The 18,115-nt window shown below is 50.4% G+C and carries 19 protein-coding genes and 1 other RNA gene; 13 read left to right on the forward strand and 7 right to left on the reverse strand.

The genetic code is table 11. The annotated features are described in order from the left end of the window. Positions 1-23 precede the first annotated feature (23 nt). The 6 genes from AC3IRK_RS06565 (at position 24) to AC3IRK_RS06590 (ending at position 7,295) form a co-directional block, all read left to right on the forward strand. The gene (locus tag AC3IRK_RS06565; RefSeq protein WP_489170549.1) at positions 24-539 is read left to right on the forward strand and encodes a GrpB family protein; all 516 of its coding nucleotides are present in this window, start codon (positions 24-26) and stop codon (positions 537-539) included. Further along, entirely contained in the window at positions 532-978 is a 447-nt protein-coding gene (locus AC3IRK_RS06570) for a DinB family protein (RefSeq protein WP_489170551.1), read from the forward strand. Before AC3IRK_RS06565 ends, AC3IRK_RS06570 begins: the two co-directional genes overlap by 8 nt. Before the next feature lie 13 nt (positions 979-991). After that, positions 992-1,861 (forward strand): alpha/beta fold hydrolase, encoded by an 870-nt coding sequence (locus tag AC3IRK_RS06575; RefSeq protein ID WP_131502850.1) that lies wholly within the window; start codon positions 992-994, stop codon positions 1,859-1,861. A 149-nt stretch (positions 1,862-2,010) separates the two neighbouring features. Beyond that, complete coding sequence (locus AC3IRK_RS06580; RefSeq protein ID WP_489170552.1) at positions 2,011-3,135, forward strand: GTP-binding protein; 1,125 nt, start codon at positions 2,011-2,013, stop codon at positions 3,133-3,135. 103 nt (positions 3,136-3,238) lie between these two features. Continuing rightward, the gene (locus tag AC3IRK_RS06585) at positions 3,239-4,762 is read left to right on the forward strand and encodes a cardiolipin synthase (protein WP_131502848.1); all 1,524 of its coding nucleotides are present in this window, start codon (positions 3,239-3,241) and stop codon (positions 4,760-4,762) included. Between the two features lie 157 nt (positions 4,763-4,919). Beyond that, complete coding sequence (locus AC3IRK_RS06590) at positions 4,920-7,295, forward strand: glycoside hydrolase family 31 protein (RefSeq protein ID WP_131972988.1); 2,376 nt, start codon at positions 4,920-4,922, stop codon at positions 7,293-7,295. A gap of 184 nt (positions 7,296-7,479) precedes the next feature. Here the strand turns inward: AC3IRK_RS06590 and AC3IRK_RS06595 are convergent, their stop codons facing one another. From AC3IRK_RS06595 to AC3IRK_RS06605, 3 genes are all read right to left on the reverse strand, one after another. After that, on the reverse strand, positions 7,480-8,277 hold the full coding sequence (locus AC3IRK_RS06595; RefSeq protein WP_489170553.1) for an SMI1/KNR4 family protein: 798 nt from the start codon (positions 8,275-8,277) through the stop codon (positions 7,480-7,482). 112 nt (positions 8,278-8,389) lie between these two features. Continuing rightward, positions 8,390-8,971 (reverse strand): DUF1643 domain-containing protein, encoded by a 582-nt coding sequence (locus tag AC3IRK_RS06600; RefSeq protein ID WP_131502843.1) that lies wholly within the window; start codon positions 8,969-8,971, stop codon positions 8,390-8,392. Positions 8,972-8,985: 14 nt separating this feature from the next. Continuing rightward, the gene (locus AC3IRK_RS06605) at positions 8,986-9,669 is read right to left on the reverse strand and encodes a lytic transglycosylase domain-containing protein (protein ID WP_489170554.1); all 684 of its coding nucleotides are present in this window, start codon (positions 9,667-9,669) and stop codon (positions 8,986-8,988) included. Positions 9,670-10,014: 345 nt separating this feature from the next. Between AC3IRK_RS06605 and AC3IRK_RS06610 the strand changes: the two genes are divergently transcribed. Next, the gene (locus AC3IRK_RS06610) at positions 10,015-10,437 is read left to right on the forward strand and encodes a hypothetical protein (RefSeq protein WP_131502841.1); all 423 of its coding nucleotides are present in this window, start codon (positions 10,015-10,017) and stop codon (positions 10,435-10,437) included. 144 nt (positions 10,438-10,581) lie between these two features. On the opposite strand, the gene AC3IRK_RS06615 is transcribed toward AC3IRK_RS06610, so the two are convergent. From AC3IRK_RS06615 to AC3IRK_RS06625, 3 genes are all read right to left on the reverse strand, one after another. Further along, positions 10,582-11,481, reverse strand: a complete 900-nt coding sequence (locus tag AC3IRK_RS06615; protein WP_131972986.1) for a hypothetical protein — start codon at positions 11,479-11,481, stop codon at positions 10,582-10,584. A gap of 97 nt (positions 11,482-11,578) precedes the next feature. After that, positions 11,579-11,785, reverse strand: a complete 207-nt coding sequence (locus AC3IRK_RS06620) for a DUF2922 family protein (RefSeq protein ID WP_131502839.1) — start codon at positions 11,783-11,785, stop codon at positions 11,579-11,581. A 34-nt stretch (positions 11,786-11,819) separates the two neighbouring features. Further along, positions 11,820-12,047 (reverse strand): DUF1659 domain-containing protein, encoded by a 228-nt coding sequence (locus AC3IRK_RS06625; protein WP_114596060.1) that lies wholly within the window; start codon positions 12,045-12,047, stop codon positions 11,820-11,822. 69 nt (positions 12,048-12,116) lie between these two features. On the opposite strand from AC3IRK_RS06625, the gene AC3IRK_RS06630 reads away from it, so the two are divergent. The 4 genes from AC3IRK_RS06630 to AC3IRK_RS06645 all read left to right on the forward strand — a co-directional run bounded on the left by AC3IRK_RS06630 (position 12,117) and on the right by AC3IRK_RS06645 (position 15,753). Then, on the forward strand, positions 12,117-13,112 hold the full coding sequence (locus AC3IRK_RS06630) for a potassium channel family protein (protein ID WP_233494548.1): 996 nt from the start codon (positions 12,117-12,119) through the stop codon (positions 13,110-13,112). A gap of 68 nt (positions 13,113-13,180) precedes the next feature. Beyond that, a complete protein-coding gene (locus AC3IRK_RS06635; protein ID WP_114596059.1) occupies positions 13,181-13,873 on the forward strand; it encodes a hypothetical protein in 693 nt (230 codons plus the stop codon). Between the two features lie 59 nt (positions 13,874-13,932). Continuing rightward, complete coding sequence (locus AC3IRK_RS06640) at positions 13,933-14,349, forward strand: hypothetical protein (RefSeq protein ID WP_147511357.1); 417 nt, start codon at positions 13,933-13,935, stop codon at positions 14,347-14,349. 60 nt (positions 14,350-14,409) lie between these two features. Then, the gene (locus AC3IRK_RS06645; RefSeq protein WP_489170555.1) at positions 14,410-15,753 is read left to right on the forward strand and encodes a S8 family peptidase; all 1,344 of its coding nucleotides are present in this window, start codon (positions 14,410-14,412) and stop codon (positions 15,751-15,753) included. Between the two features lie 55 nt (positions 15,754-15,808). Here AC3IRK_RS06645 and AC3IRK_RS06650 read toward each other — a convergent pair whose 3' ends face one another. Continuing rightward, a complete protein-coding gene (locus AC3IRK_RS06650; RefSeq protein WP_489170556.1) occupies positions 15,809-16,252 on the reverse strand; it encodes a hypothetical protein in 444 nt (147 codons plus the stop codon). A gap of 134 nt (positions 16,253-16,386) precedes the next feature. Here AC3IRK_RS06650 and rnpB point away from each other — a divergent pair. Both rnpB and AC3IRK_RS06660 read left to right on the forward strand, forming a co-directional pair. Continuing rightward, positions 16,387-16,760: RNase P RNA component class B (gene rnpB / locus AC3IRK_RS06655), an RNA gene on the forward strand. A gap of 110 nt (positions 16,761-16,870) precedes the next feature. Then, positions 16,871-18,016 carry a THUMP domain-containing class I SAM-dependent RNA methyltransferase gene (locus tag AC3IRK_RS06660; protein WP_026828599.1) on the forward strand — a complete coding sequence of 382 codons (1,146 nt, stop codon included), beginning with the start codon at positions 16,871-16,873 and terminating at the stop codon, positions 18,014-18,016. Positions 18,017-18,115: the final 99 nt, after the last annotated feature.

Here is an 18,115-nt window from a genome sequence, read left to right on the forward strand (position 1 = left end):
TAATAACGAGGGGAGCGGATAGCATGCGGCAAGTCATCGTCACACCATATCAAACATCGTGGCCGGAGGCATTTGAACAGGAAGCGGATCGATTAAGAGCCATTTTCGGAGACCGTCTGCTGGCGGTTAATCATATCGGCAGTACATCGGTCCCGGGATTATCGGCTAAACCGATTCTTGATATTCTGCCGGTCGTCGATTCACTCGACGGGATTGAAGCGTTTGACGCAGCGATGGAAAAAATCGGCTATGAAGCGAAAGGGGAGTTCGGGATGCCCGGGCGCCGCTATTACCGGAAGGGCGGAGACGCGCGGACGCATCACATTCATCTTTATGCAAGCGGCAACCCGGAAATCACCCGTCACGTCGTCTTTCGGGATTACTTGCGGGAACATCCGCACGAAGTCGAAGCTTACAGTACAATCAAAGAGCAACTGGCGAACCGGTATCCGGAAGACATCAGCGCCTACATTGCCGGAAAAGACAGCTTCGTTAAAGCGATGGAACAACGGGCACTGGCCTGGTGGTCGCATGACTGATTGGCAACAGGCACTTGACCGGCACGTTGGTGTCGGCGTCCGGACGACACGTGAGCTGATCCGGTTGATTCAGCCGGAGGATTGGGACAAACGTCCGATTTCCGGCAAACGGTCCGTCTATGAAGTGGCGGTTCATCTCGCTGTGTTGCTCGAAGCCGATCTGCGGATTGCGACAGGGACGACGGCGGACGAGATGGCACAGTTCTATGCCGTTCCGGTGCGGCCGGAGCAACTTGTCGACCGGCTAGAGCAGTCGTGGCGGTATTATCAAGATCGGCTTACGGCCGATTTTTCGACGGAGACGACCTACTGGGGCGTCACCGATAATTCGACCGGTTGGCTGCTAGAAGCAGCTGTCCACTTGTATCATCACCGGTCACAGTTATTTGATTACTTGAACCTGCTTGGGTATGACATCAAGCTGGATTTGTTTGAATAGGAGAGGATTTATAATGGAACGGATTGTCGATACAGCAGACGGCCGCTTTGATACACGCTTGACGGGGACGGGCAATGTGACATTCATTCTTGATCACGGGATGATGTCGAGTCATTACCAATGGGGCTGGCTCCGCGGAGAATTGTTGAAACAGGGACGGGTCTTTGAATACTCCCGACTCGGTTACGGTCGATCGACCCGTGGCAAAACGAAACGGTTGTTTACGCAACAAGCGGACGAACTGGAACGGGTTCTCGCTTTGCTTGATATTAAAGGTCCGTTCGTCTTCATCGGCCACTCGCTTGGTGCCTACATCTCGCTTGAACTCGGACGCCGCCGTCCGGACGAGACGGCGGGAATCGTTCTGCTCGATCCGTCGCATCCGGAAGTCGACGCCGAACTGCCGAACTGGTACGAACGGACGCAGGAGGAATGGAACCGTTTTTTATATGTCTTGAGTCATGTCCGGCCACTCGCCTGGCTGATTCCGGATGACCTCGGTGCCCGGATGTTTACGAGTCTGCCGGAAGCCGACCGCATTCCGATGTGGCGGAATATGGCACGGAAAAACCACTGGCGGGGGACGCTGGATGAGTGGCAGGCAGTCGAAGCGAATAATCAGAACGTCTTGGAAGTCGTCGAGCATATCACGCCGCCGGTCCTCGTGTTATCCGCATCAGACTGGGCCGGCGGAATGCCCGAGAACTGGCTGAACCCGGAACTGACGAAGCGGATCAATGCGGCGCATGAACGGTTTGCTGCGAGTTTGCCGGACGCGGAATTTCACGTCATTCCGGACACGAATCATTATACGATTGCCGGTTTCTCGGAAGAGGCCGCGACAACAATCGTCCGCTTGATCCGCAACGCCTTTTTTAAATGAGTTTGATCCGAATACCCCGTTTCCATGACGCCTTAAGGATTGTCACGGAAACGGGGATTTTATAATGTTGTGAAACAGCAGTTGACAAGCTAAACCGGAACGATTACTATTTAAAACGTAATGATTCCGATTTAAAAAGGAGACTGTGTATGAATCCGATTCCGATCACCGTCTTGTCCGGCTACCTGGGTGCCGGCAAGACAACTGTATTAAATCATCTGTTGAACAACCGGCAAGGACGCAAGCTGGCCATCATCGTCAACGACATGAGTGAAGTGAACATCGATGCCGTGTTGATTGAACAAGGCGGCTTTTCACGGACGGAAGAATCATTCGTGACGCTATCGAACGGTTGCATCTGCTGTACGCTGCGGGACGATTTATTGCAGGAAGTCCGGCGTCTCGTCGACCAGGGCGATATCGACGGCATCGTCATTGAATCAAGCGGGATCTCGGAACCGATTCCGGTTGCCCAGACGTTTACATATCTTGACGAAGACAGTCAGATTGATTTGACGGAGACGACAAAAATCAATGCGATGGTAACAGTCATCGACGGCTATCGTTTCCTGAAAGACTTTGAGTCCGGTGAATCGTTGATTGAGCGGCAACAGGCAGTCGACGAGACGGATGTCCGGGAAGTCGTCGATCTCCTCGTCGATCAGGTCGAGTTCGCGGATATCATTTTGCTGAATAAAATCGACCGATTGACCGAGTCGGAAAAACATGATGTCACAAGCTACTTAAAGGCGCTCAATCCAATCGCCAAACTGATCGAGACGACCCACGGGCAAGTCGATCCGGCTGAGATTCTTGACGTCGATCTGTTTGACTTCGAACAGGCGGCAGCAAGTGCCGGCTGGATCCGTGAGCTGAACGCCGAGGAACACGTACCGGAAACGGAAGAATACGGCATCAGCTCGTTCGTCTATAAGCGCGATGTCCCGTTTCATCCCGAACGGTTGATGGCGTTGATTGAAGCCTGGCCGGAAGAAATCGTTCGCGCGAAGGGCTTTGTCTACCTTGCGACCCGTCCGGAAATCGCCTTGCTGTTCCATCAGGCGGGATATGCGTCGAATATGGAATACGCCGGACGCTTCGAGTCAGTCGCGGATCGCCGGACGGAACTCGTCTTGATCGGCATCGGCTTTGATCAGCAGACACTCGAAGCGAAGTTTGATGCTTGCCTTGTTCAAGAGCACGAAACGGATTGGGTCAGCCTGAGTGATCCGATTCCGGGACGCGAGCTATACGATATGAATTTTTCAAAATAGGTCAACTTTTCAAGAAATCACATCTGTGGTTTCTTTTTTTGCTATATTTTTAGAGGAGACAGGGAATTAGAAGAACAGAGTACGTTACAGAGGAGGAAGTCTAGTGCGCAATCGGATTTTACAGTTCGCGCTCGTGTTTTTAGTCGCAGGCGGAATCATTTGGGGACTATACCAATTGGGCTACCTGTTTTATGTTTTGACGATTTCCGCGACCGTCGTACCCTTGGCCGTCATCATGATTATCTTCATTGAGAACCGGACGGCGGAGTCGACGATTGCCTGGTTTTTAGTTTTGATCTTCTTACCGATTCTCGGTGTCATCATCTGGATGATGTTCGGGCGCAATCCGCGCCGCCGTCGCCGGAACCGGCGGTCGCACGATGAACGGATGTTGTTGAAACAGGCCATTCGTCCCGTCCGGTCGCTCGCGGTCAGTGAGTTGCCGCCGAACCACCTGAAGCTTGCCAATACGATCCGCAACTTTGGTGGAGGTGGGGTCGACGTCCATACAGCCAGTCAAATCCTGACGAACGGCAACGAGACGTTCCCGGAAATTCTCCGGATGATCCGCTCCGCCAAGCATCATGTTCACATCCAGTATTACATTTACCGGAACGACGAGACCGGGCAGGCGATCCGCGAAGCATTGATTGACCGGTTGAACGACGGAGTCGAAGTCCGGTTCATGTTTGACGGTCTTGGCAGTTACATGCTCGGCGAAGGATTTTTGAAACCGCTCCGGGAAGCCGGGGCGAAGATTGCTGCCTACGATCCGATTTCCAGTCCGTTGTTCATCTTCACGGCAAACTTCCGCAATCACCGGAAAATCGTTGTCGTCGATGGGAAAATCGGTTTTACCGGGGGGCTGAACGTCGGCGACGAGTATGACGGAAAAAGTAAGAAGTTCGGCTTTTGGCGCGATACCCATTTGCGGCTCGAAGGACGTGCCGTCAAGGAATTACAGGCGACGTTCCTCGATGATTGGCTGTATGCCCATCTAGACGGCAGTGATACTTGGGAGACATTTGCCGGTGAGGGTGCAATCGAACATTACTTCCCGAAACACGATGTCGAGACGGACGGTGCGGTCCAAGTGGTGACGAGTGGACCGACGTCCAAAGATCCGGCGATCCGGAACGCTTTGATTGCCGCCATCATTTCGGCTCAGCGGTCAATTTGGATTTCAACACCGTATTTGATTCCCGATAACGAGACGATGACACTGCTCCGTCTCGCGGCCCGTGCCGGACTCGATGTTCGGATTCTGACACCGGGTAAGGGGGACAGTTTTACGTCCTACTATGGAACACGGTCTTATTTCGGACCCTTGCTAAAAGACGGAGTCAAAATTTATACGTACAACCGTCATTTCATCCATGCCAAACTGTTTCTCGTCGACGGAAAGATTGCCGTCGTCGGAACGGCGAACATGGATATCCGGAGTTTCGTCTTGAACTACGAACTGATGGCCTTCATGTATGATTCCGAGAGTGCGGCCCGGCTCGAGCGCGATTTCATCGATGATTTCGACGTCTCGATTCAGTTGTCCTCGGCGGATTATCTCAAACGGCCGATGCGGTTCCGGATCTTTGAATCGTTCTCCCGTTTGATTTCACCATTGTTATGATGACAAACGCACCATCCTTGATTTTCAGAGGACTGGTGCGTTTTTTGATTAGTTGTGACTTGAAACGGGAACAACAACTCTTATACACTATTAGTGTAATCGGTTGCACATTCATTTTTGGAAGGAAGTGACAAGGACGTTCGCGTCCTGATCCCGTATGCGCACAATTGACGAATCCCATTTCTATACCCGAGACATGAAACCATTGGCACGACCGGAAGCGATTGTTCAAGGAGACACTTACCGCTTCACCGTTCTCACCAGTCGTCTGATTCGACTCGAGTACGCAGCAGACGGTCGATTTGAAGATCGTCCGACCCAAACCGTCTGGAACCGCGATTTTCCGGTCCCCTCGTATCGAATTGTCGAGGACGAGACGGAACTGCAAATCATCACGGAACACGTCCATTTGCATTATACGAAAGGACCTTTTGCGTCGAACACCCTCTACATCGACGTCCTTGGAAACTTCAGTACGTATTACAGCCGCTACACGTTCGGCGGACCCCTCCGGACTCTTAAGGGGACGGCGCGGACGCTTGACCATGCCGACGGTGAGATTCCGCTCGAAGAAGGAATCATCTCCCGCCAAGGCTACGCGGCAATCGATGACTCGGCGTCATTCGTCCTGACGGAAGACCACTTCGTCGAACCGCGTCAGGAAGGGGCGCAGGACATCTATTACTTCGGTTACGGCCATGATTATAAACAAGCCCTAAAGGACTTTTACCGTCTGACCGGTCCGACGCCGATGTTGCCGCGGCAAGTGCTCGGAAACTGGTGGAGCCGGTACTGGCGGTACAACGAAAAAGAATACAAAGATTTGATGACCCGCTTCAAGGCGGAGGATGTTCCATTCTCAGTCAGCGTCATCGACATGGACTGGCATGTGACGGATATTCCGGAGAAATACGGCAGCGGCTGGACGGGCTATACGTGGAACCGTGATTTGTTCCCGGATCCGAAAGGCTTCCTGCAGTGGCTGAAAGCGGACGACCGGATGGTGACGCTCAACCTTCACCCGGCGGACGGAGTCCGTGGTTTTGAAGAGTCTTATGAAGCAATGGCCGTTGCGTTGGGTGTCGACCCGGATACGGAAGACCGGATTCCGTTTGACTTCTCGGACCGCGACTTCATTGAACATTACTTCACGAAACTCCATCATCCGCACGAAGAGGATGGTGTCGACTTCTGGTGGATCGACTGGCAACAGGGGGCGAACTCAAAGATGAAAGGGCTCGATCCGCTTTGGATGCTCAATCATTACCATGCGCTCGATATCGCGCGTGACGGCAATCGTCCGCTGATTTTCTCACGCTATGCCGGACCCGGCAGTCATCGCTATCCGGTCGGTTTCTCAGGCGATACGTTAATTTCCTGGGCATCACTCAAGTTCCAACCGTACTTCACGGCGACGGCATCAAACATCGGTTACGGCTGGTGGAGTCATGATATCGGCGGTCACCAGCGCGGGGAAAAGGACGATGAACTGTCGACCCGCTGGCTACAGTACGGCGTATTCAGCCCGATTATGCGTCTGCACAGTACGATGAGTATCTTTAACGGGAAAGAACCGTGGCGGTATTCGGTCGAATCGGAACAAGTGATGAAGAAGTATTTACGACTTCGTCATCAGCTCGTGCCGTACATCTATACGATGAACGCCCGCAATCACTTTGACGGCTTACCACTCGTCTCCCCGATGTATTATGAACATCCGGAAGAAGAACTCGCCTACGCGGTGCCGAACCAGTACTATTTCGGGACGGAACTGATGGTCACGCCGATCGTCGAACCGATGAATCCGAAGCTGCACGTCGCGGCGACAACGGCCTGGTTACCGGAAGGGGAATGGTTTGATTTCTTCACCGGTCACCGCTACTCGGGCGGCAAACAGATGCGTCTGTTCCGTAAGCTCGAGGATCAAGGCGTCCTCGCGAAAGCCGGAGCCATCGTTCCGCTCGGTCAACACCTCGAACATTCGAACGCGCTCCACAATCCGGAGCATCTCGAACTGCTTGTCTTCCCGGGGGCGTCGAACCGCTTCACGTTATTTGAGGATGATAACGTCGGTGTCGCGCACCGCGACGGGGAAAATGTCGAGACGGCCTTTGAACTCGACTGGGCGGCCCGGACGTTGACGATTGCAACGCCGTTCGGTAAACGGGAACTGTTGCCGGAAAAACGTGAAGTGACACTAATCCTGCGTGGTGTCAACGAAGGACACGTCTCACGGGACGGAGAAGTGCTGCCGAGCCGTTATGATCATCAGACCCAATCGTTGTCGGTTGATCTTGGTGAACTCGGTGAGACGCAAGTCCTGTCGCTGCAGGTTGACATGTCGACGAACGATAACCGGATGGAGCGGCTCTATACCTTCCTCGACCAGGCGGAAATCGGTTATGATCTGAAAGACCGCCTGTACCGTTTGTTGTCCCAACGACTCGATCCGGTCAATATGATGCATCAGTTGCAGGCCCTAAATCTTGAGAAGAATCTGGTCGACTGTCTGCTTGAAATCATGTTGTTCTAAAAACAAAGCAAGGTGATGTGAAATCTCACTGTCTTTTCATCTGCTTTTCCCTATAGGAGTCGTATGAAGAGTAGTGAGATTCACGAAAATAAAAAAGAAGCGGTGGATACGTCCATCGCTTCTTTTTTATGCAAACATCAATTGGTCAATCAGCATTGCACCAAACTTCAAGATCCGTTTTTCATCAAATTTCTTCATCCAACCATTCGATAAGATCACTCAAATCTGTAATAAGATGTTTGCTCTTCAATAAGTCGATGACGTTTTCAAGAGAATTCTTCAGTTTTTCTGAATGATTGATCATTGTCTCGGCTAGGTATCCCGCATAACTGTCAATCTGATCTTCATTATTACTCTGTTCAATCCGTTGCATCAATTCACGTACCAATCGTTCCGGTTCTTGACCAATCACCATCCAATGGGAGTAAGCAAGTAAAGCGTTATCCTCATCGCCGTGATTAATTAACTCAAGAATTTCTTCCATCGTCAAAAAACTCACAGAAGCGTCAGTTGCATCAATCGGTTCACCTTCCTGGACAGACAACTTCATCAGTAATTCGTCAAAGGAGCTTGCCACAAAATGATTAGAAATAACTGAGATATCCAAACACCAGACGGACGGTTCGTGCGTATTGTCTTCAAAATTGAAATAGTAGAAGTAACTGCCATCACCATTGGCAAAAATCATCTTTTTTCCGGTTACATCCCATTCACTTAAAGTACCTACATTTGATTGGTAAACATCGTAAGATAACGGTTGTACGAAGGAGAACGGCAAAAACGGTTTAATGTCCTGATCTGACCAAGTGTTTTCAAAATCCACTGAAACAGAATTAAAAACGACAGATCCTCCATTTTGTTCTGATAATTTTTCTATGTAGCCTTCAGGAAAACGACCAGCAAGTTCCTGTTGAATCCTGTGGATGTCCGCTTCAATTAAAGCAGGTGCTTTCAACTCTTCCTCTTCATTCCAAAACTTCAAAGTATCTAACCTTCTTTCTAGTAGTATTCAATTGGTAGCATTTTTGCAAGATATAAAAAACAGTATACAAGAAAGGTGTTCTTCCGCAACTGCGAAAAGAACACCTTTAAGATCATTTACGTTTTAATTTCTTCGCCTTCAACTTCATATCCTGATAAGTGATCATCGGGCTGTCGTCGACGGTCAACCGGAGATGGTTCGGTTCACCTTTTGATGTGATACCGGAACAATACAGAATGTCGGCATACTGGTCAAACAGCTTTTCATAAGCCGGCAAATGGTGCATCAGGCGGCCGGGTGAACCCCAACCGCACAAGACGACACCATTCGTTTCCTTGACCCGGCGTAACGTCTGTTCGATGAACTCGTAATTGATTTCGTCGAAACTGGCTTGAGCGAACGGTAAATCTTCACTGACAAGCAGGTCCGGCATCAGGCTGATGATATCGTATTGTTTGATTGGATCTTCAATGTGTTTCTTCATCAAATTATACGCACGCTGCGTCGTCGTTCCGGATAAAAAAGCATCCGTCGTCCGCGGTGTGTAAATCAGGGCGGCCACGTACGCGCCGTCCGTCACATCATCAAAGATGTAACTCCGGAGATAGCGTTTTGTTTTTGCTTCGTCAAACGTCGTCTTGACGCGGATTGACGATTCCTCAATCGTCAATGACGAACGATCGGGTTGTGTCATGGTGGTGCCTCCTTTTAGTTGGTCAAACGTAAGCTGATGCGAAGGAGTTGGGCAAGTGTCTGTTGTTTGAAATCGAGATCGTTCGCATCAATCAATTCGATTTTTTGTTGATAGGCATCGTATTGGTCGAGGACGTCAATGACATACTGTTCACTGCGATTGTATTCAAACAGGGCAGTTTCAAGCGTTCCCCGGTCAGACCGTTTCGTGACGTCATGCTGATTGAGGTACTTTGCTGCCGTGTAGGCGCTGTCCGTCAAATCTGTCGGATCGGCTTTACCGTCTCCGTTTGCATCGACGCCAAGGCCACCATATTGTTTGATGGCTTCTGGATCGGTCAAATCAATTCCGTCATGCTCGATGTCGCCAAGTGACGTTCCGCCTTCATACCCCCAACCGACCCACGTTTTCGGCATGAACTGAAAAGGGCCGATTGCGCCGACAGAAGACTGCATCGCGGACGATTTCGAGAAGATGGTCTCGACGCGGTGAATCGCGGCAAGCAACTTCCAATCGACCTCGTACCGGTCACCGGCTTGTTCGTAGATGTCGATATTCTCGGCTGGGACACCGTACTGTCCATAATAGGTGCGATACAGCTCATTTTGGACGCGTTCCCGGTTTTGCCAGTAGATGATGCTACTACCGATGAGGACGATCAGTACGAACAAGATGCTTAATCGAAAAACTTTTCGCATATTGTTCTCTCCTCTTTCTGTGATTCCACTGAATGGTATCATATTTCGCAAGGCTCTAATAGTTTTTTTATGAACTCCGTTCCCGGGCAACGGTGAGAGCGGTCACACCTTCGATGGATCATGTCCGATTTTTAACATGAAACAAGAGCAGAGTGGATTTAAAAAACAGCTAAATGGGAATGAGGATGTTAATTACTGACATCGTCAACACAACGAAAATTTGTTAGACTAAACGTCAGATGAAGTCATCGTTCATTTTTAAGAAATTGACGGTTGCAGGAACTGTTGATGGGCTTGTAAAATGAAGAGGTAAACGCTTACACATCAAAGGAGATGGACGAAACCATGCGAACGATCACTTCCACTGGCGAACGAAAGAAAACAAGTTGGACTCTAAATATCGGGAGTCAACCGAAGTTGATGATGGATGGACTGACGGAGAAAGAAACAGATCAAGAACAACGGATCATCTTCGATCACTTTTACATTCCGACGACGGCTACACTGATTTTTCGGTTCAAGGAGCGTTTCCCGAACCATCTCTGCGAGAACGGGTATGATGTGTATGGAGCAGCAGCATTTGATGAACAGGTCGTGGAACTGATTTCGAACTGGTTCATCGAACTGGTCACCGTCTTGACGGCCATTCAACGCACAAAAGGCATCCAGCACTTTTTGATTGAGGGTGGGGTCGCCAAACGGACGGATTTCCTTCCGACCGTGCGCCGGACCTGCCGGGCACTTGAATCAACGGTTGATATCGCATAATTCCTTTTGACCGACGGCAGATGCCGTCGGTTTTTTTTGTGAACAGCAAAACGATCCCCTTCATCGCCGAAACAGATGGGGGGACCGTCATTGAAAAATGATTTTAAAACTAACGAGGAAAAGACTTCCCCGTAGTCGAATGCCTTACATAGGGTTCGAGAAGCTTTTTTCAGCCGCCCGACATGCCCGGAGCAAGGCATCTTTGAAGAACCGGTCTTCCTGCGAGGCGAGCAAACGTGTCGCTTCCTCGTCACCGCGTAACGACTTACCGAGCATTTGGATGACTTTGACCCAGCGCCGGACGTGATCGAGCTGCGGACGACCCATTGCGACGTAGACCGTAAACCAGTCGTTCTGATCACGGCGGATCATCCGTTGGAAGAGTGATTTCGCGAGATCGACTTCTTCCGTCGACGGGACCGTCATCGTCTCGAAGTACTGGCGAAGCGAAGCGATGGCCGTAACATAGGCTTCTTTTACGTCAGCGGACGGTTGGTGTTTTCCGTAGTCGGACGTCGACAGGTGAATCAAGGCCGGTTTCTTTTCAATTCCGGTGATCCAGGCGGACATCGTCTTGCTGCTTTTGATGGCTTGACGGTTCGCGACGGGCAGTTTCGCCGTCACTTGGCCGACCTTGCCGATGACGTTGACTTTTCCGTTACGTTCCTGGACTTCCGTCACGGTCATTTCGACCGTGTCGCCCATCTCGAACGGGATGGCTTTCGGTTGAAGTTTTTCACCGGCCGTCAACGGCGCGCGTTTGCGGATCATCCGTAACGCTTCCTGCTCCATCCGGTCGTCGAGCGACCAAAGATGTTCCGGAGGGACGTTTCGGAACCGGCGGCGGCGCACTTTGATGTATTGATCGAGGGCGTCGGCAGCCTGATCCCGGGACATCTCGCCGGTAGCGACCGGTCCGATGATGTCGCGCAATGTGATGGATTCGAGTCGTTCCATGATTCCTTCGAATGGAATCAGCTCCATCACGTAGAGGCTGCTGACGACGAGTTCACATTCGCGGGGCGTAAGAGGGCGTTTGGCCATAAATTGACTTCCTTTCCAGTTGCTTGATGTTTCTAGTATACCAAAAAAAAGTCACCATCACCTTTATTGGTGATGATGACGGAATAAGTTTTTCAGCTTAAATGACGTAAGGTGATTCCGAACTGTTTTGCAGCTCGGCTTGGCTCAACTTGACGAGCCCGTCATGAAACGGATCGTGGTCGACCATCAATTGTCCGAGTGCCTTGATCTCGGCGACCGACGTGTCGGGTTTCGCACCCGTCAGACGTAAGCGGTACGGTTTTTTAAGTAACGTATCGAATGTCAAAACAATCGTGTGTTCCATCCAATTCCTCCTTCATTAGTGTAGTGAGAGTGAATTAAGCGTTAAGTAAAGCGAAGTCACGGCTGATTTCCGTGTGTGTGTACGAACCGGCAAGCATATTGCCGATGGCTTGACCAATCGACGCGACGACTTGCGGTTCGAGATCCGACCGCAGACCGTTAAAACGGCGACGGGCGAGAACAGCGTCCCCGTTTGGTGTCACCTTGTCGTTTCGTTCGAAGACGACGACTAGACTGGTTTTGATTTCCTCAGCTTGTGTCATGTGTATCACCTCCTTCGCCCTTATTGACAGGACGAAAACAGCAAATGTTCGGAAAGGGTGAAAAAAAGTATGGTCTGGTTACGATTTTTACGACGGATGTCCTTTTTAAAGATGCGAACGCTCGCCTATGCGTCGTTTCTGTTTGTATTCGGTGTCGCCCTGATCATGTATCTGGCGGAGCCGGACACGTTCGGAACTTACTTCCGGGCTGTCTACTGGACGATGACGACGGTCGTGACGGTCGGGTACGGGGACTTTTTCCCGAATACGGATTTCGGACGTTTCATGACGATTTTCGTCTTCATCTTCGGGATCGGAATCGTCGGGGGTTTGATTTCGAAACTCGTCGATGGTGTCCAACTGATTCGCAATCAAAAGGAAAGAGGGTTATTGCAAGTGAAAGAGACGGGACATACGTTAGTATTCGGCTACAGCCGGCGTTCAAAACACGTCATCGACGAGTTGCTTGAAACGACGGACGTCATCCTGATTGACGATCTTGAGCGGGAACCGTTCAGTCATCCGCGGTTCCATTATGTCAGCGGTGATCCGGCGCTTGACGCGACCTTACAGCGGGCGAACATCAAAAAAGCGACCCGGGCGATTATTCTCGCCGATCATTCGATTCCGCCGGCACTTGCCGACGGCCGGACATTGTTGATTGCCGCGAGTATCGAACGGGCGAATCCAAACATCTATACGATCGTCGAGATGATGCTTGAGGAACATCTTGACAGCTTTGAACAGGTCAAAGTCGATGAAGTGCTGCTCGGTGACGAGACGGTCGCCCGTATGGCGATTCTTGCCGCGTATCATCCCGGCGTCTCGAAAGTCGTGACGAACCTGTTGACGAAGGACGGGGACGGCATGTTTTCGATTCCTGCGAAACCAGAGTGGCAAACGTTTCGGGACGCATTCCACGTCCTGCTCGAAGACGGGGTGACGATTTTGTCGGACGGTAAACGACTCGACTTGAACCGGCGGCTGAACGAACCGATTCCTCCGAATACGACGCTGATTGTCTTATGCAGTGAAGAGACGGCGCAGCGAATCGGGGCTTTATAAGGAAAAGGATTACATTAATTCTTTTTCGGGTATAGTAAATACATTTACTATGAAGAGGAGAAAAGTGTATGACAAACCCACAACCAGAATGGATTCAGGAATTATTTGAGACGGTCGATCAAGGGGAATTAAAAGATGTCCCGAAATTACTCTATATGGCGTTGACATTAGAGCCAAGTTATTTCACAAAAGCAGTTAGTCGGTTAAATCAGCGACTCGAAGTGGAGCAGCTTCAGGAAGTCTCGGAACTGTTGACGGTCTATCGCCAATTCTTCATTTCCGCCAATCCGTCGGAAGAATACTGGTCCATCGCCTGGAACGAATTGATTCAGACGATGCACCATTTCATCGACCGCAATGAAGCGCAACAGTTGTTTAAAGAACATATTGATTTAATCGATTGGTGGTCAAGTGAATCGTTATTGTCGTTACCAAGTTGGTTGACGGTACTTGATCTCGCAGAACGAATTGACGCGCTTGATCAATTTTCCAGTTACTTACCAGACATTTTTGAAAGCTATGCGCTTGAGACAGCGAAGGATGAACCGTTTGCCCGCCTCGCGTGGTACGCGCTCGCGAGCGGTCAGCAGGATTTACTGACACCGTTCCGGTCACGGATTGAGCAGTCGGACGCACCGGTCATCCGTTCGCTCGCAGAAGCGGATTTACTTGATCAAATTGATACGACACGGGTTCGTATGTTAAAGTCAAAGGATAACGAACCGATAGAATTGATGTTTGATCGAAAATGGACATTATAAATTAACCCATAGAAAGTGACATCTAGATACTGCATGAATTTAATTCAAGGGGTGTAGGGATGATACACGTCAATTTGCCGCAAGGTGATTATGTCGTTTTGGTTGAAATCAACCGGGAAGTCTTATTGTGCCACTCGCTGGAAGAGGCCGATCAGGCGGAACGGGATCGATATGAACTGGTTGGTCGGATGAGCGAACGTTTGCCGTCTGAAGTAATCGGTCCGTCGATTGCTGATTTTGTTCGGTTTTCCACCGGTTTCATCGGGGAGGCCGTGACGTGGAGCGAGGCAGAGGAAGCATTCTTCTGCCAACAGTTCGAAACGTTTGACGGATCCCCACTCGGTGAAGATTTGACCGGGATTGATGCCAAGCGTTGGCGTGCCGTTCTCGTCCGTTATTACTCCTATGTCACGATCGGAAAAATCATTCCATTTGAAGTCAGCGAAGAATCCGATGGGACGGTACCATTTTTTTAGTCTGTTTGGATCAGCACATCAATAGAATCGGCGTGTAAAAAGTGAAGGGCAGGGTCCACAATGAAAAAGAAACTTGCACTACTCACATTTGCTGTTGTCGTAGGGTTACCTACTTCTGCGTTCGCTAATTCTCAATATGTGCAGTATGATCCGACATTTAATGAACAACAGAAACAAACATGGCTTGCAGAACAGGGTCTGCAGGAAGTGCGGGAACTGAAACAGAACGGTTTTTCACTCGTCGAACCGTTGCCGCATGTCGATAAAGAAGATGTCGAAGCCGACCTGATTCCGGTCAGTGTCGTTGAAAAGGCGACGGATTCCGCGCAATTGCAACAGACATATCTTGATCAATCGCGTATTCCTACTTACTGGAAGTACAGTCGCGGTAAATCCGATGTTCGTGTAGCGGTCATCGATGATGCGATTGATGTCAATCATTCCGAGTTCAAAAACGTCATCTATAAGACGACGACGATTTCCGGGATCCGGAAACCGGACGATCATGGGACGCATGTCGCGGGAATCGTTGCGGCGGCGGAAGACGGGAAAGGAACGGTCGGAGTCGCATCTGGTGTCAAACTGATCGGCGCAGACGTTTTTGACGGCGACTTCGCCAGTTCAATCGATATCGGGGACGGCGTATTGTATGCCATTTCCCAAGGCGCTGATGTGATCAACCTGTCGCTCGGTCAATACGAATACGATCCGTACATGGAAGCCGCGATTAAAAAAGCGGAAGCGAAAAATATCGTCGTCGTCAGTGCGGCCGGAAACGACGGCCGCAATAAACTGTTATTCCCGGCGTCGATGAAATCCGTCATTGCCGTCGGTTCAGTCGGAACGCTCGGACGCGCTTCGACGTTCTCGAACTACGGCAGAGGGCTGAATATCATGGCACCCGGTGAAGGGGTTTATTCGACGATGGTCGGCAACAAGTACGGGTATCTCGACGGGACATCGATGGCGACACCGATCGTCAGCGGTGTCATTGCCCTGGCAAAATCGAAGAACCCGTTCATTACGAACAGTACGCTTCGCAGCAAGCTGTATGCGGCAGCGGCGAAAAAGACCGGCGATACGTCGCTGCATTACGGGACAGGCCGTCTGAATGCCGGGATGCTCGCAACGATTCCGTCACCGGTCTCGAAAGTGTCCGTCCCGTCCGTCTTAAAGCCGAATCAGCCGTTCGCGCTTTATTTTGACGAGTATTCGAATGCGAAGACGCTGACCCGTCTGTACAAGGACGGCAAAATCGTCAAGACGTTTACAAATGACTATTTGCGTAACGGCACGCATAAGTATACGTACGCCTTAAAAGAAGCAGGGACGTATAAACTCGTCTTTGCGACATCGAGCGGGCGTCATACACGTGTGACGGAGCGGGTCATCACCGTCAAATAACAACAAAAAAGCCGTCTCACCTGAGGAGAGACAGCTCGTTAAGGACTCAAAGTATTTACTTTGGGTCTTTTCCTTTTTTATAGATGGGCGTCGGAACGTCTAGCGTTTCGCCGGTCCACTGAATCGTTGCTTCCATTTTGTACCCGGTATCGTCTTCATGGATGAACGACAAGCGTCCTGAATCGATCAGCTGATACAAGCCGTATTCGACCTGATTCGCCCACGACCGTAACGTCATCGCTTCATTGTACAGCGGAATCTGTTGCGGGAACCGTTCATTCATCAATAAGATGTCATGCTGGTCAAAATGGTAACTCCGTTTCGAAAATGCATCAGGTTGTTTTACATTAAATGGCTCGAACGCATGGATGAGTTCACCCTTGCGGTAAAAGGCAAAAATGCCGTTCCGGAGATGAAGGGCCTTGATTTCATCAATCTCGATCAAGAACGTCAACTTCCGTACGGTACGCTGGTTCGTACCAGAGCGTCTTTTTTTCATGGTATATGCCCCTTTCTGAACCATTGTACTATACCGTAAAATCAGGAAGAATTGCAACTTTTCCGCCCATCAATCGCGAAATACCTCTTGCTAGAAACGCTTACGTGCGCTACACTGTTAAGCAGTGACTATGTTGGTTCGGACAATTGCGGGGCACTTCGGTGCTTTGAGGAAAGTCCATGCTCGCACAACCTGCGATGGTTGTAGTGATCGTGCTACACGAAAAGATAAGTGTAGGCAGCGTCGTGCTGACGGCAGAAGGAACGCCTAAGTCTTCGGATATGGCCGAAACTTCTTGAAAGTGCCACAGTGACGGAGCCTTACTGGAAACAGTAAGGGTGGAACGAGGTAAACCCCACGAGCGAGAAACCCAAATTTGGTAGGGGAATTTCCGGAGCGGAACTGAACGCGAAGGAGAGCGTATGTAAATACGGAGATAGATGATTGTCGCCCACGTGTGAGGGTCAAACCGTTTGCAACACTAGGGAACAGAACATGGCTTACAGGACCACATAGGCTGTTATTTTTACTTTGAACGAGAGTCCAGGTCCAACTGGGCTCTTTTTTTATTGAAATGATTTTTGGAAATTTTAGAAACAGGTAGGAGCGTGAACAATCATGGCAAAACGTTTAGTCATCGCGACGGCGGCAATGGGAATCGAATCCCTCGTCGCCAAGGAAGTCCGCGATTTAGGATACGAGTGTACGGTCGAGGACGGAAAAGTCTACATCGATTGTGAGCTCGAGGACATTCCCCGTCTCAACCTTTGGTTACGGACGGCAGACCGTGTCAAACTCGTCGTCGCGGAATTCAAGGCGACATCATTCGAAAAATTATTTGATCAAGTCAAGGACCTCCCGTGGAGCGAACTGTTGCCGTGGGAAGCGAACTACGTCGTCAACGGCCGCTCGGTCAAATCGAAGTTGTTCTCGATCCGGGACTGTCAGAAAATCACGGAAAAAGCAATCGTCTCGCACATGCAGGAAGCCTACAACATGGGCGATGAGTGGTTACCGAAAACCGGTGCCAGCTTCCCGATCGAAGTCGCGCTTCTAAAAGACATCGCGACGCTGACGATCGATACGTCAGGCGATGCCCTCCATAAACGCGGTTACCGCGAGTTTCATTCGGCGGCACCGCTGAAAGAAACGATGGCGGCAGCGATGCTGATGCTGACGAACTGGAAACCGGATATGCCGCTCTACGACGTCTTTACGGGATCCGGGACACTGGCAATCGAAGCCGCCATGATCGGTCGTAACATCGCACCCGGCATCAACCGTGAGTTCGCGTCGCAAGAATGGGCCTGTATTCCGAAAAAAGCCTGGTTCGATGCGATCAAGGAAGCGAACGACAAAGCCGAGTGGGACAAGCCGCTTAAAATCTATGCCAACGATACGGACCCGGAGATGGTCAAGCTCGCGAAACAAAACGCCGAACTCGCAGACGTCCGGGACGCGATCAACGTCATGCAACGCGACGCGGCCGACTTTAAGCCGAAGGAAGACTTTGGTGTCATCATCGGGAACCCGCCATACGGGGAACGTCTCGAGGACGCACGTGAAGTCCATCAGCTGTACCGGAAAATCGGCAATGCGTTCCGTGAATTCCCGTATTACAGTGTCTACATGATTACGTCATACGTCGAGTTCGAAAAAGCATTCGGCCGCCCAGCGACGAAACGCCGTAAGCTGTATAACGGGAATATCGAAGTTCAATTTTATCAGTATTATGGTCTCCGTCGGAAAAGACCGCAGTCTTAAGCGGTTTTCAAGGGTAGGGAAGTCGCTAGTTCCCATTCAGTTCCCACTTTTTTTATTTTTCTGCCGAATATTCACGAACCGCTCTGTTGAGCGGTTTTT

The sequence above is a fragment of the Exiguobacterium sp. GL_137 genome (genome assembly GCF_057834585.1).

Excerpts from the sequence above, each read along its gene's own strand:
- AC3IRK_RS06625 (WP_114596060.1), bottom strand. The coding sequence starts at position 12,047 with ATGACACAAGCTGAGGAAATCAAAACCAGTCTAGTCGTCGTCTTCGAA.
- AC3IRK_RS06590 (WP_131972988.1), top strand. The coding sequence starts at position 4,920 with ATGCGCACAATTGACGAATCCCATTTCTATACCCGAGACATGAAACCA.
- AC3IRK_RS06615 (WP_131972986.1), bottom strand. The coding sequence starts at position 11,481 with ATGGCCAAACGCCCTCTTACGCCCCGCGAATGTGAACTCGTCGTCAGC.
- AC3IRK_RS06620 (WP_131502839.1), bottom strand. The coding sequence starts at position 11,785 with ATGGAACACACGATTGTTTTGACATTCGATACGTTACTTAAAAAACCG.
- AC3IRK_RS06660 (WP_026828599.1), top strand. The coding sequence starts at position 16,871 with ATGGCAAAACGTTTAGTCATCGCGACGGCGGCAATGGGAATCGAATCC.
- AC3IRK_RS06575 (WP_131502850.1), top strand. The coding sequence starts at position 992 with ATGGAACGGATTGTCGATACAGCAGACGGCCGCTTTGATACACGCTTG.
- AC3IRK_RS06570 (WP_489170551.1), top strand. The coding sequence starts at position 532 with ATGACTGATTGGCAACAGGCACTTGACCGGCACGTTGGTGTCGGCGTC.
- AC3IRK_RS06635 (WP_114596059.1), top strand. The coding sequence starts at position 13,181 with ATGACAAACCCACAACCAGAATGGATTCAGGAATTATTTGAGACGGTC.
- AC3IRK_RS06600 (WP_131502843.1), bottom strand. The coding sequence starts at position 8,971 with ATGACACAACCCGATCGTTCGTCATTGACGATTGAGGAATCGTCAATC.
- AC3IRK_RS06580 (WP_489170552.1), top strand. The coding sequence starts at position 2,011 with ATGAATCCGATTCCGATCACCGTCTTGTCCGGCTACCTGGGTGCCGGC.
- AC3IRK_RS06650 (WP_489170556.1), bottom strand. The coding sequence starts at position 16,252 with ATGAAAAAAAGACGCTCTGGTACGAACCAGCGTACCGTACGGAAGTTG.
- AC3IRK_RS06610 (WP_131502841.1), top strand. The coding sequence starts at position 10,015 with ATGCGAACGATCACTTCCACTGGCGAACGAAAGAAAACAAGTTGGACT.
- AC3IRK_RS06630 (WP_233494548.1), top strand. The coding sequence starts at position 12,117 with ATGGTCTGGTTACGATTTTTACGACGGATGTCCTTTTTAAAGATGCGA.
- AC3IRK_RS06645 (WP_489170555.1), top strand. The coding sequence starts at position 14,410 with ATGAAAAAGAAACTTGCACTACTCACATTTGCTGTTGTCGTAGGGTTA.
- AC3IRK_RS06565 (WP_489170549.1), top strand. The coding sequence starts at position 24 with ATGCGGCAAGTCATCGTCACACCATATCAAACATCGTGGCCGGAGGCA.
- AC3IRK_RS06640 (WP_147511357.1), top strand. The coding sequence starts at position 13,933 with ATGATACACGTCAATTTGCCGCAAGGTGATTATGTCGTTTTGGTTGAA.
- AC3IRK_RS06605 (WP_489170554.1), bottom strand. The coding sequence starts at position 9,669 with ATGCGAAAAGTTTTTCGATTAAGCATCTTGTTCGTACTGATCGTCCTC.